We start from the raw sequence: 16538 nt of genomic DNA, 5'->3' as shown, positions 1-16538 counted from the left end.
GATTTAGAAATAATAAAAAAAGCAGGCATGTCATTCATGCCTGCTTTTTTATTATAATTCCATGTGCTTCTTGCTAATCAGGTATTCGCAGGTATTTCTTCACTTCATCGTAATTGTCCCAATTTATTTTGCTTTCCATACGTGCTGCCTTACCTCCAGGAATGAGAATGTACCTGTACTGCAAATAGTTAAAGTTTCTTATTTTACGTGAACTTAAATTAGCGTTTGACGCCAGTTCAATTGCCTTGTTTGAGTAATAAGGACTCATAGTGACGAGCCCGTTAAATAGAAAGAAGTCAACCATTGGCAATGGCACCACAAATTGAGCATTGGTTGAGTCGCTTCCTAAATTAAGGTAGACCCTTATTTCACCCCTGTTTAAAATAGAGTCTACAAGCAGCGGTGCTGGGATAGTGGCATCATATCCGGTGGAGTCAGTGCCGGTAAAAGTGACATTTAACCATGCCGAATAAACAACGTTGGCGGTCCCAGGTGCACCGGGAGCGCCAGGTACACCAGGTGCTCCCGGTGCACCTGTAGGGCCAGCAGGACCAGCAGGACCGGTTGCGCCAGCAGGACCTTCTTTAGAACATGAAGCAAACAGTATTGCAATGGCTAAAAATAAAGAACAATGAATAGTTAAGAGTTTTTGTTTCATGAGCGTTGACTTTTAATAATTGTTAAAGCTTTTGATAAATAATTAGGATTGCTGAAGAACAATTTAGGGAAAGTTTAGAATAAAAAATGCGCTTCTAAAGATTCTTTGAGAATTACTATTAATTGCGCAGTACATCTGCTTAAGAACTTGTTTTCGTGCATAATTCTTATTTACTGCTATACCATGTAATCCACGATTTGCCGTCCCGTGAACTTACCATGTCGTAGGTTGATCCACTGGTTTGAACAAGGTAGAAACCGGAAGAGTTATATAAGAGTTGTCTTGATGCATTTGCGCCGCCGGTAGTAGGATAGGCGCCGTACATACCTAGTTCCCTAAACAACACTCGTCCATCTGCAGTAAAAGTCGGAATTCTTGGTGCTGAACCGTAATCTACTACTAGAGAATTTGCTGCCTCATCTAAGAAAACAGGTGCAAAAAGGTCGTTAGTAGTACTGTACCTGGGATAGTATATCAGAAAGTAATAAGGCAAACCGCCACTACTTATAAGCTTGTTTACACCATACGCGTCTTCCACTCCGTTCACGTGGAAACCATCAATCGAGTACCAATAATCGTCTGTAGCTGCGGCATAATTCCACCATCGGGAAGGAGCATTAAGATCGACCTTTAGTGGTACAATAACTTCTGCTATAGTTGCTGCAACATTATTGGCAGTAGCGGAAATACTTTGTGAGGTTGTTGAAAAACTTAGGTTAGTAATTTGGGATATTTTTTGATTTCCCACGGTAATCGGTCGTGTAAAACCTATGCCTCCTAAGATTAAAAAGTAATCTGACATTCTTGTGGAGTCCATCAAGTTTCCATTAACGTCTGTCCATTTTATACTTCTCGTAAGCGGGTCGAAATAAAAATCCACTGAGGTCGACCCGATTGTTAACCTCTTATAATAGGTTTGAATTTTGTTGATTAAAAGGCCATTTGCTAACTGTCCACTTGCAAAAGCTGTTGCCTCGGCTTGCGTTGCTTTAACTAAAACTGCCTTACTTCCGTTAAACCTTCCAACAAGATTGATAGTATCGGCAGAGCTTGAATCAAAATAATATTCGAAGTCGGACTGTAAACCTGCACCTACCGGTCCGCCGCTTACGTCAGGGTTAGGATCTGCCAGTACATGCAAATAAGAGTAGGTATCAAACAAAAGGCTAGGCTGCTGAACAGCCTTCAAACGGTAACTACTTTCTTTCATTGTAACTGCGGACGCAGAGTCGAAGCTCGACAGCATCTGCACACGGTTCGAACTATTAAATTTAAAATAGAAAGTATAGATGCCCCCGCTCTTTGGATAAATTAAACCCTTCCACCCGTTTGTTGCACCCGACAATTGAGTTTGATAAGCAGTAAGCGCATCATTAATCCTTTCGTCAGGAGATTTACTAAAAATACTTCCATCATCCTTTTTACAACCAGAAAAAAGGGAAACGGCTGCAACAATTATTATAAGTAGTTTTTTCATTTATTATTGAGCTGTTTAAATTAAAATAGAAGTGCGTTTATTTCTGCTCTTGTTCTTAATTGCAAACTATAAAAATTAATATTCCACGCTTGCTTAAAGTAGTTAATCACAACCGCTTCCTTTTGTCTCAACCTTGCGCGTGCTTTCTCTGCTGTAGTCCCATTAGGTGTAGTACCGGTATAGTTGATAGAGTTCACAAGATTATCGAACCAGGGTTTTCCGTTAACAAGTAACAAAGAAACCATTTCAGCCCAATCTTCTCCTTTTTGAGATTGTGCATAAGGAGTTATGAAGCCATCGTTTAAAGCGTCCTGGTCAAAAACGTTCAGCCAATCTGATGTATATGAACTGGCACTTGACGCACTGAAATCGATCGGAACTTTAATAGTCTGATCTAGAATATGGGCAAACTCATGGTGTATTACATGAAACATTCTTAATACAACATCGTTATCAGCGGAAGAGTACCCCGGCATTCCTTTGATACGAAAGTTGTTGATATTGCTGAGAACTACTTTCCGTCCTCCTTCTGCAAACCCTTCCACTATCGCACCGCGCACATAAATAGGACTGCCAACGAGCACCATAAACTTAGGACTAACAGTCTTGAAAAACTGTTCCCCACCTTCAGCTATGTAAGTGTTTATCCAGACCTTTCTTATTGCCCGCATCACAGGTATGATTTGTTCTTCTTTAGGAGGAACAAGGGTTTTATCCAGGAAATTGTTTATTTCAAACTGGTCCCACTTATACTTGACTGAAATATTATAGGGAACAGTCAGGGTATCGAGTATCCATTTATCTAAGGGACCGCTAGCCCACGTATCACCACCTAAACCCTGAATATTTTCAACGCTACCCACTGCAGCTTCCTTTTTACAAGAAGAGGCCAAAATGGTTAGTGAGAATAAAAAGAAAGCAATTTTTATAATCTTCATAATAATTGTGTTTATAAACTTACCTCGGATTTGCTGCCAACCCTGCAAGCGTTGTTGATTGCGGAAGCTGCAGAACTCTTCTTGGGTCATCAGGAGTAAGTGTAATAATTTGTCCGTCTCGGGTAGTATGAACTACGGGAATTTTATATCTTAAGATGTCGAACCAGCGCATACCTTCATGGATAAACTCCGCTCTTTTGTAATAAAGGATTGCACTAATTAGCGCCAGTCGGGTATCGTTAGTTCCAAACACTGTTCTGACTTTTGCTTCAGTAATGTTATTAGATGCTGTATAATTATTTATCCGCGTACTTGCATAAGCATTCAGATTGGCGATTGCACTGGCGAAGTTGTTAGTATAAGCATAAGCCTCTGCCTGGTTAAACAGTACTTCCTCTGCTGAAAAAAGAGGAACCATTACATAGGGATCGCCAATGTTAGCATTTACCGAAACCTTCACAAAATACTCGTCAATTTTAGGTATTAAAGCATGGGTGCCTTCGAAAACAGAATATTGTTTAAAAGCAAAAGTGCCGCCAGTCAACGGGTCGGGTCGCGGAAATATTTGGCTTTGCTTTTCCTCGCTAACTCCATACCGAACAGTATAGAAATTTCGTGCCCATGAAGATTGGGTTTCAACAAGAAGTAAATTGGCAGCTTCCGTTGATTTAGCATAGATTTTAAAAAGTTCGGTAACGTCTGAAATATCCTGGTAAGTACTATTCCAACCGCGCAAATAGGGAAGATAATTGTTGCCAGGAATAGCTTGATTCGCGTACTGAATTACTTTATTATAATCCTTTTTGAACAGGTAAAATCGCGTTGCAAAAGCATTGGCAGCCGAACGATTAAAATGATACTTTGGAACATTATAGGCCTTATCTTCTATTAACGGAAGACCTTCCAAAATATCTTTTTCAACCATGTCATAAACATATTGCACAGTTTTTCTTTCGTACTGTTTGATCACTACGGTCTCCGGTTGTGTTACATAAGGAATACCCGGATCGGATGAAGCAGTCGTGGCATCATAAGACTTTGAAAAGAAATTGACAAGCATAAAATGCGCATAAGCTCTTGCCAGTAGAGCTTCACCCTTTTGATTCCTAAATACATTCGGATCAGTAGATTTATTAATTGTCTCCAGGGCAAGGTTTGCAGATGCAATGGCGCTGTAGCAAGCGTACCAGTATCCCTCGGGAGAGTCCTGCTGATTTTCTTTAGTATCTATATAAAAATATAAATCGTGAATTGTATTATCCGGCAAGCCATTGCCGATATCTGTAACGTTATCAGAAAGTGTTTCCCCAATAGCCTGGTAGTTAAATTGCGGATAGGCAGTACCTAGTAGTTGAGAAACTTTTTCAGGGCTGTTTAACTTGGCCCTATTGTCGGGTTCTTTATCAAGGTATTTATTGCACGATGATAAAATCAGTACAAATAAACAAGAAGTATATAATAAGATCTTTTTCATAGAAAGTATTTAAAGACCCACTTTAAGTGAAAGTGTAAATTGTTTTTGTATAGGTTGAGCCACTCCACCTGAGTTAAAAAATTCAGGATCCTGACCTTTTAGTTTAGGATCAGAATAAATGAGCCATGGATTTGCAGCAACGGCGGTAACTGCTAAAGATTTAAAGCCTATTCTATCTAATGTTTGTTTAGTGACATTGTAAGTAAGCGATACTGTTTTTAATCTTACGAAACCTCCGTCGGCTATTCGCGCAGTCGAATAGTTGTAATTATTGTACGGGTAAGCGCCTGTTCCACCTAATATGTAACGCTGATAAGCATCCACAATAGAAGGTACATTAGTTAGTTTTTCATCTCCCGGCATTACCCATCTGTCGTTAAACTCTTTAGGCATAGCATCAAAGTCTGTATAGGCAGTTCTGAATGCAGGATAAAGTCGAATTTTATTGCCGGCCTGGTAGGTAACAAAAACATTCAGTGAAAACGCTTTGTAGTTAAAGGTGTTTGAAAACCCGCCTGTTAATGTTGGATCGACCGGACCTTCATAAACAAGATTAGAAGTGTTTTGATCTTGCAAATAAACATTAGAACTGACCTCGCCCTTCTCGTTGACGAATTGAGGGACACCGGTAATATGATCCAGGCCTTTGAAATTAATAGAGAACAAACTATTAACAGGATATCCTTGGGTGTTGCCGCCTTCTGCTTTCACTAAATCGAAAATGAGAGGTATATTCTTTACGTTGGTTATCCTGGTCTCATTGTAGCCAATCGTAAAATTCGTTCTCCAGCTCCAATTCTTTTTACGAATAATAGTTCCGCCAATCAGGGCTTCTGCACCTCTTGATGTCATGTCGGCGTAATTCGCAGCTTTAAGTGCTTCACCACCAATACCAGGTGTTTTTATAATGCTGATAAGATCAAAACTATTTCTTTGGTAAACGTCAAGGCTAATGTTGAGTCTGCCTTTAAATAGTCCCCCATCGAGACCAAGGTTTGTCTGGTAGTTTTTCTCCCACGTCAGGTCTGCGTTTTCCAGATTAGCAAGCCTGATAACTGACTCCCTTTCTGTTGGAAAAGTTCTATTGGTGGTAATACTTCTCAAGACGATATTGGAGTTTGTTGCAGGCCCAAGGCTGGCAGTTAGTCCATAACTTCCTCTTAATTTAAGAAAGTCTATCGCAGTAAGATTCTCCATAAATCCTTCCTCTTCAATATTCCATGCCCCTCCAAAACTCCATGTAGGCAGCCATCTTGCTTTAGGGGAAGAACCTAGCCTGTTAGAACCATCATATCGGACAGTTCCATAGAAGTTATATCTTTTATTAAAGGTGTACTGCGAGTTGAGATAAAAAGCTGCAAAGCGATCGTATTCTTTACTCATTCCATAATAAGGGAAACTACTTTCTATGGTTTGCTTAAGGATACGGTAGTCGACAAACGGAACGCCACCATTTTCGTATTGATAGCCATATCCGGTATTAGAAAAATTCTGGCGGTCTGCATACTTCACCTGCTGCCCGACCAAAATGTTTATATTATGTTTTTCATTAAATGTGTTAGTATAGTTTAAACTATTTCTAACATCGAAATTCAGTAACTGGTCTTCTGTACGATTGTAAAATCCTCCATAAGGCAAAACGACCACCGGCGGCGCAGATGGATTATCAGGGTCTGTATATAAAAACTTATTGGCTGCGGCAATGGTGGCATTTCCGTTTGCCCTATAGGCCTGCGCCATGTTCGCGTTCTCAGTTATCTGGTGTTCGCGCGAAGACTTTACATAACGAAGTGCACCAATGAATTCATAGCGAAGATGCTTATTAAATCTGTAGCCTAACTCGCCCTGTAACTTCAAATCGATTACATTAATGTCAAGGTAATTATTCTTCAATTCGTTGATAATGTTGAAAGGAGCAAAATTCCTCCTAAAAAACTCAAGATTACCCTTGTCATCAACGGCAGTCATTGTTCTACTGGTATTGAGGCCATAACTGAAAGGATTAATATCGAAATCCCTATCAAACTGTCCGGAAACCGGATTGCTAACACGACTTAAAGTTCCGGGTGCTTTTTGCTGGCGCACCGAGCCCACAGTCATAAAACCGGTAGATAATTTGTCCGAAAAGTTATAGTTGTTACGAAAGTTTAGCGTGTATCTTTTTACTTTGTCAGCAATGGTCCATCCGTTGTCATTATAGAAACTGGTAGAGAAAAAGCTTTGAGATTTATCAGTTCCGGAAGAAATGCTGAGTGAATGTTCCTGGGTTAAAGAGTTCTTGAACAAAACATCAAACCAATCTGTGTTAGCTGCTGCATATTTTTTAAGAAAAGCGGATTTAGCTTCTGTAGTATTTGCGAGCGGAAAAGCTCCATAGGCGTCTGGAGTACTAATCAAGTCAAACATTTTGCCGTAAACACCATAGTCTGGTCGACTCAAAATATCAGCCTGTAATATTCCTTTGCGTTCCAATTCCCCCAACACCGACATTTGTTGAGCCGAATTCATGATGTTGTAATTGCTATACTGAGGTTTTAGCTGGGTGCTAAAGTTGCCGGTGTAATTTACTGTCGGCTTACCTGCACGACCTTTTTTAGTGGTGATAACTACGACACCATTCATTGCTCTTGCGCCATAAAGGGCAGTGGCCGCAGCATCTTTCAAAATGTCAAATGTTTCTATGTCATTTGCATTGATACCAGCAACTGAAGAACCTAATAATGTTGTTGGATCTCCACTTGACAATTGCTCATTTGATATATTTACGATGTCTTCCAAAACTACTCCGTCTACCACCCATAAAGGTTTATTTTCTCCATTAATAGAGGTAGCCCCACGAACACGCACCTTAGGAGCGCTACCAAAAGTGCTCGATACGTTCTGAACAGATACGCCCGCTGCACGGCCTTCAAGCATACGACTTACATCTATAACACCTTCAATTTTTACGTCCTCAGCTTTTAACGTGACAGCAGATCCCGTAAATCTCTTTTTGTCAATTCGCTGGTAACCTGTTACCACAACATCCTGGAGGGTACCCAGGTCGGGCAGCATGCTAATATTGATCGTTCTTTGTCCGGAACCAAGTCTTATTTCCTGTGTTGCCAGGCCTACAAAACTGACTACCAATGTAGATCTCTCAGCAACTCCATTTAATTGAAACTCGCCAGCTGCATTAGAACTAGTGCCATTTTTACTTCCTTTTACAACGATCGAAACTCCTTGTATAGGATTTGCAAGCGAGTCTGTGATTTTGCCTCTTACGGTATTACCCTGAGCTGCAGCTGTTGAATCGATTGACAGGAGTATAAATATCAGGCTAACGAGACCGATCAACTTTTTTAGGGTCAGTAGATAGTTATTGGAAAATGCCAACGCATTTTTTATCATAATCTTTTTATTTGTTTCGTTCTTTTTGTTTGTCTAATTCTATTCAAGATCCTATAACTAAAGTTTTTAATAAATACGTAGAGGTAATTAAGAGGGATGCCAAGCCAATAGTTGAGTTATTTGTCTGTTGTAAATAATATTCCGAAAATATGTTAAAAACAGAAATGGATTCATTTAAAATATTTTTTTAAATACGGAAATCAGCCTCAAAATGTTTTAAAGTTGATAACAGAAAAAACTAGTGAGGCTTCAAGCTCGTGAAGTACCCATCAACTTTTTCAATAAGAAATTGAATATTTTCCGCTACTGCGATAACTATAATAAAGCAAAAAGTCTTTTATTATAGGAAAAGTGTAAGACTAAATACGCTGCTTTTAGGATTGAGTAATTCGATATTTAATGGACGAACGGTAGATAGACCAGATGAAAATCCAGAGAAGGATAATCACGGGGTGAACAAAAGTAAAATCGGAGGGGAGTAGCCCGAAAGAAGAAGTGCTTTTTTCTAAGTATTTCCAGAAACAATAACGGCCGTTTCTAACGTTCCTCCAGCCATTGCAAAATAAGGGGGCGTATCATATTTAAAATCACCCAACATACCAATAGGAATAAGATGGCTTCAACGATGTATCTGACAATTTCCATATTGGTTTCGACCTTTTTTAAACGTTTTTACTAAAACGAATCAAACTAAAAAGTATTTCGCGTCACGATTATTTGACCGTCATTTCCCAGATATCTTTCCTGGCAGCAATTCTTGGTAAACTATTGAACGTAAAATTTATCTTTGCAAAAACTGCTCTATGCCATCATTCGACATTACCAGCAAAGTTGATTTGCAAACCTTAGACAATGCTATTAATACTGTAAAAAAGGAGATTGAAAATCGTTTTGATTTTAAAGGAAGCCCGGTTAAAATAGAACTGAATAAGAAAGACTACAAGGTTGACCTGGAAGCTGAAAGTGAAATGAAACTGACGCAGATAACTGATGTAATTCTTAGCAGGAGCATGAAACAAGGAATTTCTCCTGAAGCTTTTGACTTTAGTAAAGAACATTCGCCAAGCGGAAAAGTTGTTAGAAAGGAAGTCCCCGTAAGAAATGGCATAAAACAGGAAGACGCAAAAAAAATCATAAAGGCTATTAAAGACAGTGGATTAAAAGTGCAGTCCCAGATAATGGACGACGTTATAAGAATTACTGCTAAAAAGATTGATGACCTTCAGGAAGTGATCACCCTTTGTAAGAACAGCAACTTTGGAATTGCGTTGCAGTACGTAAATATGAAATCCTAAAGAAGCGTAAATGTTTATTTTACTTTCAATTTCTTTTGGAGGAGAAGTAGCAAACACATAATTTTGCACGTCGAAAATAAAAAAAGCGGCCACTATAAACACAGGAAAATTGTGGCTTCGAAATATCAATACATTTATTATGAAACAAGGTCTTCACCCAGCAAATTATCGTTTAGTAGTTTTTAAAGATATGAGTAATGGTCACAGCTTTTTAAGCCGTTCTACAGCCAACTCAAAAGAAACAGTTCAATGGGAAGATGGTAATGAATACCCGGTAATTAAATTAGAGATTTCCAATACTTCTCACCCTTTTTACACCGGGAAAAATATGCTTGTTGACACAGCAGGTCGTATTGATAAGTTTAAAAAGCGTTACGCAAAGAAGTAGTTCTATTTCAATATTATTCTGCAAGCCCCTCTATTGAGGGGCTTTGTTAGTTTAATCAAATTCCGGGTAGGGGAAATATGGCATTATGATGCAAGCTTTATATCCTTTTTCGACATTGTTGTGTCACTCACTTGTACTGTAAATCTCCATTATCATTGTTTCATAAATTTTTATTCCGCGTATTTTGGAACAGTAAATACTCAAGCGGATAAGTTATGGTCAAGGCAACTACAACCCCAACTGCATAACAAATCCAGTCACTCCACACAAAGCCATAACCAAGCAGAAGTCCGAATGGGTAGGTATGCCTCACTTTTTGTATCCACGGTGCCTGGTATAACTGAAGAGTTTCTATGCACAGACAAATCAGGTAGGCGATCGCTCCAACCTTCGACAATTGTTTTTGTGTTGCAAGAAAACGAACGCCAAAAAAAATACAGGTAGCAAAAAATGTGTCACCTCCATAATTTCGTATTAAGTCAGGTAGAATAACCCCGGTAGAACGAGTTCCGATACCAAGCGGTATCATAATTATAAAAAGTAATAAATAAATCCATCGTTTTGTCTTTGTCATAGTTCTTCGCAAATATAAACTTCAATGTTTGCTCGTGTCATTCAACCCAACGGAGATGTTTCACCTTTGTTCGTAAGAATAACTTTGTAGCGTAAATTTTTAACTGGCCTCCCTCTTTGTAACGGCTAGTGGCTGTACATTTAGTATTTTTGCCAGAAGAATTTCTACCAATACACTTACAATGTCTTCTGTAAAAAGCTACCTCTCTCTCGTAAAATTTTCGCATACTATTTTTGCCATGCCATTCGCCATGATAGGCTTTTTTCTCGGAGTGGTAAGGGCGGGATATATCAATGTAGCTTCGTCGTCAGACGCTGGTAATCATGTTGCTGGTTTTTTTGCTTCGGAAAAAGTTATAAAATTCATCCTCGTTGTTCTTTGCATGATCACTGCACGTAGTGCAGCCATGGCCTTTAACCGTTACCTTGATAAGAATTTTGATGCTAAAAACCCTCGAACTGCTATCAGGGAAATTCCCGCAGGAATTATTTCGGCAAACAGTGCGCTCATGTTTGTAATTATTAATTCTATCGTGTTTATCGCTTGTACCTGGTTCATCAATACAATCTGTTTTTTTCTAAGTCCTGTTGCTTTGTTTGTCATCCTGTTTTATAGTTATACAAAAAGGTTTACTGCGCTTTGTCACTTGGTTCTCGGATTAGGGTTATCGCTTGCACCGATTGGCGCTTACCTTGCTATTACCGGAAGGTTTGATCTTTTACCAGTGCTTTTTTCATTTGCCGTACTTTTTTGGGTTAGCGGTTTTGATATAATTTATGCTCTTCAGGACGTTGACTTCGATATTTCGCAGAACCTTTATTCAATTCCTTCGGTTTTAGGTAAACAGAAAGCACTTAGAGTTTCGGAGTTGTTGCATTTTTTAAGTGCGGTTTTAGTAATTATTGCGGGATTTGTGGCATCATTTGGTTTGCTTTATTGGATCGGTGTCGTCGTTTTCTCGGGAATGCTTATCTACCAGCATTCGATTGTAAAGCCAAATGATCTCAGAAGAGTGAACTTAGCCTTTATGACTGCCAACGGAATAGCAAGCGTAGTGTTTGCTTGCTTTGTTTTAGCTGATATGTTTTTCAAATAGTTTAGAGTTTAATTAAACATAGAACTGAATTTTCGTTAATTCCTAATTATCAATTCCTAATTCTTAATTCTCAAATTCTCCCATTGCCCCGCATACTATCAATAGATTACGGTTCTAAAAGAACTGGTCTTGCAGTCACCGATCCTCTTAAGATAATTGCGAGCGGTCTTACAGGAATTCATACAAAAGACCTTGAAAACTTTCTAACCGAATATTTTAAAAGAGAGGCGGTTGAAAAAGTTATCATCGGTCATCCGACAAATTTGGACGATAGTGATACTCATGCAACTCCACTTGTTCAGGCGTTTATCAATCGTTTTAAAAAGATATTTCCGGCTATGCCAATCATAAAAGTTGACGAGCGATTTACCTCTAAGCTGGCTGTACAAAGTATGATTGACAGCGGCATGAAGAAGAAGAACAGGCAGAATAAGAACCTTGTCGACGAGATAGCAGCTACGATAATGCTGCAGGAATATCTTAACAATAATGGCTGACCTTCCTTTTGTAGTTTGCCTCGTTTAGGGGTAAATTTGCGATTTATCACTAATTGATTCTATTTCATGATATTGCCGATAGTAGCTTATGGTGCGCCTGTTTTACGTAAAGTTTGCGCTGATATTACTCCAGATTTTCCCAACTTAAACAAACTCCTTGAGGATATGTGGGAAACTATGTATGCCAGTAATGGAGTAGGATTGGCGGCACCGCAGATAAATAAAGGCATTAGGCTATTTGTAATAGACAGTCAACAAATTTTCGAAAACCAGGACGAAGAGGATAAAGGAAAATATCCCGATAAGCCCGGTGTAAAGAGAGTTTTCATAAACGCACATATTAAGGAATTTGATGGCGACGACTGGAGTTATAACGAGGGTTGCTTAAGCATTCCGAAAATAAGGGAGGATATCATGCGTCCGGAAGAAGTTGTTCTCGATTACGTAGACGAAAATTTTCAGCCTCACACAGAAAGATTTGTTGGAATAACAGCCCGTATTATTCAGCACGAATATGATCACACAGAGGGCAAACTGTTTATCGACTACCTGAAGCCTTTAAGAAAAAAGATGCTACAGGGAAAACTGAACGACATAAGCAAAGGCAAGCTGAAACTGGATTATAAGATGATGTACGCGAAATAGTTTTATAAATATTTCTAAAACCCTCTCAAATTCATTAAAGGCTTACTCTGTTATAAGCTACAGCTCCATGTAGACTTGTAGGCGAAAGGATTGCGACGCAACAATGTTGCTATGAAAAGCCGATGTTGGTAACACAAAAGAAAATTTCAGAAAGCTCTCTGGCATTATTTCCTTTCTATCTCAACAAGGTAATGCTCCCGGATTTCTTTTCGTTTTCCATCAAATCCTGGTTAAAAAGGGTAAGCGTATAATAATAAGTAGCAACAGGTAAGTTGCTTCCGTTATACCTACCGTCCCAGAAGCTTTGATAACTTTTGGTGTCAAAAACGACTTGTCCGTCTCGATTAAAAATTGTCAGATGGTAGTCTCGGGGAAAGCACTTTATACTCGGTCTGTACACATCATTAATTCCATCACCATTAGGGGAAAAGGCGTTAGGCATTTTGATGTCGCAGGCACAAAGCTTTTGCATCACCGTTACACTATCGCGGTAGCTGCATCCATTTAATGTTGCTTCCGCCCAGTACATTCCACCCTGCCTCGCAGTATAAATAGTGTCTGCAGTATTTGTACTCCAACGAAAGGTAGCGCCGGGATAGGTTGCTTTTAAAGGCAAATCGTATCCGTTACAAATTGTAGTGTCTTTTCCCAGACTAAATATTGGAAGTGGCTTAACTACTACCGTCATACTGCTTGAATGTACGCACCCTTTAAATTCGGCAGCCACATGATAAGTTGCGGACTTATTTATCATGCGGGAGTAATCGGTAGTGCCGTCATCCCACATAATCCTGCTGCCTGATGTTGGGTTAAGAGTTAACATATAACCGGAACTTTCACAAAAGGAGGTATCGTTGGGTAGCTCGAAAGAAGAAATTGGGTTCTCAGACACTTTAACCGTATCTCGTACGAGGCAACCTTTTGTATCTTTTGCTTCAACCCAATAAATTCCAGACTTTGAAGCAATATAGGTAGCTGTCGTGTCGCCTGTATTCCATTTCCATCCACTGACGTTAATCGATGCTTTTGGCGATAGTGTAGTTGGTCTGCCTTCGCAGAGTAACGTATCAGAACTTAAGGTTACGGTAAAAGGATCGAGTTGCTTTACATTAATAGTATCACGGTTTTTGCAACCCTTCGCATCCAACACCTCCACCCAATAACTTCCGGCCGATTTCACGATAATATTCGATGTTCCTTTTTGACTGTTACTCCAGTGATAATTATTCGTTGTAGCGAAATTTGCAACAGAAAGCATCAAACTACCACCGTTGCAAATAGTTGTGTCATCGGCTAAACTGGGTTTGGCAGGAATAGGGTTTACAGTCAGTCGTATGGTTGTGTCGTACGAACAACCGTACGCATCTTTTACATGATAGGTGTAAGGAAATACACCTGCAGCGCGGGGAGAAACCAAAGCCGTCGCCTGATTAGTAGAAACTACACCGACCGCTGGAGCCCACACTTGACTGATAATCGGAACAGTGTAAGTTTCAGCGTTGGGAAAAATTGACTTTTTGAATTCCACTTTCCAGTTAAAAACAAAGCCGTTGTCTATTGCCTGCTTATCGCAAATCTCAATTGTCCACCTGCCGTTCAAAGGAGTTCCTATTAGTGGAAGCAAAGTTTCTTCTGACTTGTAGCTGCCGGCTGGCAGGTAGTAATGTTGCGTAATTACCTGTCCGCCATTGTCAGTATAGCTGTAGTTATACTTACTTACCTCATCCCACATCGTCCCATGCTCAGGGGTATTGCTAAAAGAATAGTCATATCCTTTACCCCTGGTCTTCGAGAAGTTGTTATCAGTAGGGTCGCCCCATAAAGACTCGTCGACAGGCTCACCTAGAAAAGTTCCATCGTTTGCACTGCCCTCTACTGTAGTTTTCAAAAACACTTTTGCACCATTGGGAGCTTCAATCGAAATGGTTAGATCGCCAAGGTAGGAGTGCTCCATATTCATAAAAATTCCTTGCAGGTCTTCTAAGTTTTGCAGGGTCTGATTAGGAGCAAATTGTTCGATCACAATACTACTGGTAAAACATTGCGGAGGATTGTCAGGCAAAAAAACAGAATCACCGGAAACGGGTAAGGTTACAAATGAGCCGACAGGGGTAGTAACAGTGGGCTGTCGGTTTGTTGTAGCGGTTGGTTGTAGGGTAGCAGTATCAAATAAACAAATGTAGGGTGGGGGAGTTATGCTGAAAATCGGTTTCAAACTTGTTCTAACAGGAAATCGAAAAGGCTCAGTATTTGAGCAACCATTGGAGTCGGTAATAGTTAACCGGGCATAATACCCGCCGGCTCTATTGTATAAATGTTTTACAGATAGCAAGTTTTTACCCGTGGTATCTTTTCCATCTCCAAAAACCCAATGAAAGATGGACGTGCTGTCAGATTGATGATAAACAACGTTGTTGTCAGGATATTGTATGGCTGCAGAAAAATTTATGGCGTCACCAAAACAAACATTTGTATAGCCGGTGGCATCTTTAGCAGGTAATGAAAAAATACTACCTGTAATCTTTTGCTTGCACGGGAATATACACCTGATATCCGCCTCCCATCCGCTTCTCTCTTCGAGGCCATTTGAAACAAATTTGAAAGTGATACAACCGCTCGCGTTAGAAAGCGAGGGGGTGTAGTAAAGACCATTTTGAGTACTATTTGTAAAAGTGTCTAAAACCGGGGAGTTGATGCTGTTGCCATCAAAAGAAAATAAAGTATCCCCGGCAGCAATACTTATGGAGCTAAAAACTACCTGGATAATTTTGTTACCGGTTCCCGAACAGAAAGTGACCGAATAGTTTTCGTTTGGGTTGTAGTTATTGGTTGGATCAGAATCGAAAAACTTACCCGTGCAAGTTGTTATTGTAGCTCCGTTGGTGAAACCACGATGTAAGTAATAAGATTGTACCTGTGCAGAAGCTTTAGCCACAAAAAACAGTAGTAGAATGGAAAGGACAAAAAAGTGGTTTTTCATTTTAGAGACAAGGGGGCAATCTATTTATTCGCTGCGCCCTTTTACATATTTCCGCCATTTTTCAATGACTTGTTCAATATCATCAGCGAGAGGAGATTCAAAAAACATATCCTCGTTTGTTACCGGGTGTTTAAAGCCAAGCGTAAACGCATGAAGCGCCTGCCGGTGACAAATTTCAAAACAATTTTCGACGAACTGTTTATACTTCGAAAAAATAGTTCCTTTCAGAATTTTATCGCCGCCGTAGGTGCTGTCAGCAAACAAAGTATGACCGATGTGTTTCATGTGTACTCTTATCTGGTGCGTGCGGCCAGTCTCAAGCTTGCATTCTATTTTGGTTACATAATTAAATCGTTCTAAAACCTTGTAATGTGTGATCGCCTCTTTGCCATGTTCACCTTCCGGGTAAGCATCAAAAAGTTTTCTAAAGCGCTGGTTTCGCCCGACATGTGCTACAACCGTTCCTTCTTCTTCCTCAAAGTCACCCCACACGAGCGCTATATATTTCCGCTGGATAGTATGGTGAAAAAATTGTTTTGCCAGGTGAGCCGCGGCCTGTGCAGTTTTAGCCATCAACAATAATCCACTTGTATTCTTATCAATTCTGTGGACAAGGCCATACCTTGGAAGCGAGTTCTCATCCACTTCCGGGTTTTGTTGTTTCAGGTAATAAGCTATTCCGTTCAGCAACGTACCGCTGTAGTTTCCGCTGCCAGGATGTACTACCATTCCGGCAGGTTTATTTATAATCATTACCGCGTCATCCTCATACACAATGTTTATATCCATTGGCTCCGGAACGACATCTGTCGACTCAGGATGATCGGTAGAATAAATAATAATCTCCTCAAAAGCCTTCACCTTATGATTCGACTTCACCTGTTGCCCGTTCACCGTTATTAGGCCTGCTTCAAGTGCTTGTTGTATTTTATTTCTCGTCGCCCCCTCAATTCTATTCATTAGAAACTTATCAATTCTAATCGGTTCCTGGCCTTTGTCTGTTTTTATAACCCTCGTCTCATACAGTTCTTCGCCGCTTTCTTCTGGCAACAATTCATTTTCCTGGTTCATAGTCAGCAAAGGTAAGGCGGGCCAATAACGAAAAGTTTTTCAAACTCATAACTCA

13 protein-coding genes are annotated in these 16538 nt (G+C 39.8%); 5 read left to right on the top strand and 8 right to left on the bottom strand.

The annotated features are described in order from the left end of the window. Positions 1 to 73: 73 nt before the first annotated feature. The 5 genes from SAE01_RS24720 to SAE01_RS16935 form a co-directional block, all read right to left on the bottom strand. On the bottom strand, positions 74 to 658 hold the full coding sequence (locus SAE01_RS24720) for a collagen-like triple helix repeat-containing protein (RefSeq protein ID WP_176599714.1): 585 nt from the start codon (positions 656 to 658) through the stop codon (positions 74 to 76). 166 nt (positions 659 to 824) lie between these two features. Continuing rightward, the gene (locus SAE01_RS16950) at positions 825 to 2135 is read right to left on the bottom strand and encodes a DUF4302 domain-containing protein (protein WP_147204986.1); all 1311 of its coding nucleotides are present in this window, start codon (positions 2133 to 2135) and stop codon (positions 825 to 827) included. Positions 2136 to 2155: 20 nt separating this feature from the next. Next, positions 2156 to 3073: a substrate import-associated zinc metallohydrolase lipoprotein gene (locus SAE01_RS16945; RefSeq protein ID WP_147204985.1), complete on the bottom strand. Its 918-nt coding sequence runs from the start codon at positions 3071 to 3073 to the stop codon at positions 2156 to 2158. A 19-nt stretch (positions 3074 to 3092) separates the two neighbouring features. Beyond that, the gene (locus SAE01_RS16940; protein ID WP_147204984.1) at positions 3093 to 4547 is read right to left on the bottom strand and encodes a RagB/SusD family nutrient uptake outer membrane protein; all 1455 of its coding nucleotides are present in this window, start codon (positions 4545 to 4547) and stop codon (positions 3093 to 3095) included. A 9-nt stretch (positions 4548 to 4556) separates the two neighbouring features. Beyond that, a complete protein-coding gene (locus tag SAE01_RS16935) occupies positions 4557 to 7937 on the bottom strand; it encodes a SusC/RagA family TonB-linked outer membrane protein (protein WP_147204983.1) in 3381 nt (1126 codons plus the stop codon). Between the two features lie 803 nt (positions 7938 to 8740). Between SAE01_RS16935 and SAE01_RS16930 the strand changes: the two genes are divergently transcribed. Both SAE01_RS16930 and SAE01_RS16925 read left to right on the top strand, forming a co-directional pair. Then, positions 8741 to 9232 (top strand): YajQ family cyclic di-GMP-binding protein, encoded by a 492-nt coding sequence (locus SAE01_RS16930; protein ID WP_147204982.1) that lies wholly within the window; start codon positions 8741 to 8743, stop codon positions 9230 to 9232. 139 nt (positions 9233 to 9371) lie between these two features. Beyond that, positions 9372 to 9620 (top strand): type B 50S ribosomal protein L31, encoded by a 249-nt coding sequence (locus SAE01_RS16925; RefSeq protein ID WP_147204981.1) that lies wholly within the window; start codon positions 9372 to 9374, stop codon positions 9618 to 9620. A gap of 160 nt (positions 9621 to 9780) precedes the next feature. Here SAE01_RS16925 and SAE01_RS16920 read toward each other — a convergent pair whose 3' ends face one another. Continuing rightward, entirely contained in the window at positions 9781 to 10194 is a 414-nt protein-coding gene (locus SAE01_RS16920; RefSeq protein ID WP_147204980.1) for a ribosomal maturation YjgA family protein, read from the bottom strand. A gap of 181 nt (positions 10195 to 10375) precedes the next feature. On the opposite strand from SAE01_RS16920, the gene SAE01_RS16915 reads away from it, so the two are divergent. From SAE01_RS16915 to def, 3 genes are all read left to right on the top strand, one after another. Further along, entirely contained in the window at positions 10376 to 11290 is a 915-nt protein-coding gene (locus SAE01_RS16915; RefSeq protein WP_147204979.1) for a UbiA-like polyprenyltransferase, read from the top strand. An 83-nt stretch (positions 11291 to 11373) separates the two neighbouring features. Next, complete coding sequence (gene ruvX, locus SAE01_RS16910; RefSeq protein ID WP_147204978.1) at positions 11374 to 11787, top strand: Holliday junction resolvase RuvX; 414 nt, start codon at positions 11374 to 11376, stop codon at positions 11785 to 11787. A 66-nt stretch (positions 11788 to 11853) separates the two neighbouring features. Continuing rightward, entirely contained in the window at positions 11854 to 12432 is a 579-nt protein-coding gene (gene def / locus SAE01_RS16905) for a peptide deformylase (RefSeq protein ID WP_147204977.1), read from the top strand. Positions 12433 to 12607: 175 nt separating this feature from the next. Here the strand turns inward: def and SAE01_RS16900 are convergent, their stop codons facing one another. Further along, complete coding sequence (locus SAE01_RS16900) at positions 12608 to 15412, bottom strand: T9SS type B sorting domain-containing protein (RefSeq protein ID WP_147204976.1); 2805 nt, start codon at positions 15410 to 15412, stop codon at positions 12608 to 12610. A gap of 24 nt (positions 15413 to 15436) precedes the next feature. After that, positions 15437 to 16483, bottom strand: a complete 1047-nt coding sequence (locus tag SAE01_RS16895; protein WP_147204975.1) for an RluA family pseudouridine synthase — start codon at positions 16481 to 16483, stop codon at positions 15437 to 15439. Between the last annotated feature and the right edge of the window lie 55 nt (positions 16484 to 16538).

The organism is Segetibacter aerophilus (genome assembly GCF_007991655.1).
Taxonomy (GTDB): Bacteria; Bacteroidota; Bacteroidia; order Chitinophagales; family Chitinophagaceae; genus Segetibacter; species Segetibacter aerophilus.
The sequence above is the reverse complement of the archived record's forward strand: the minus strand, read 5'-3'. Positions and strand labels throughout refer to the sequence as shown.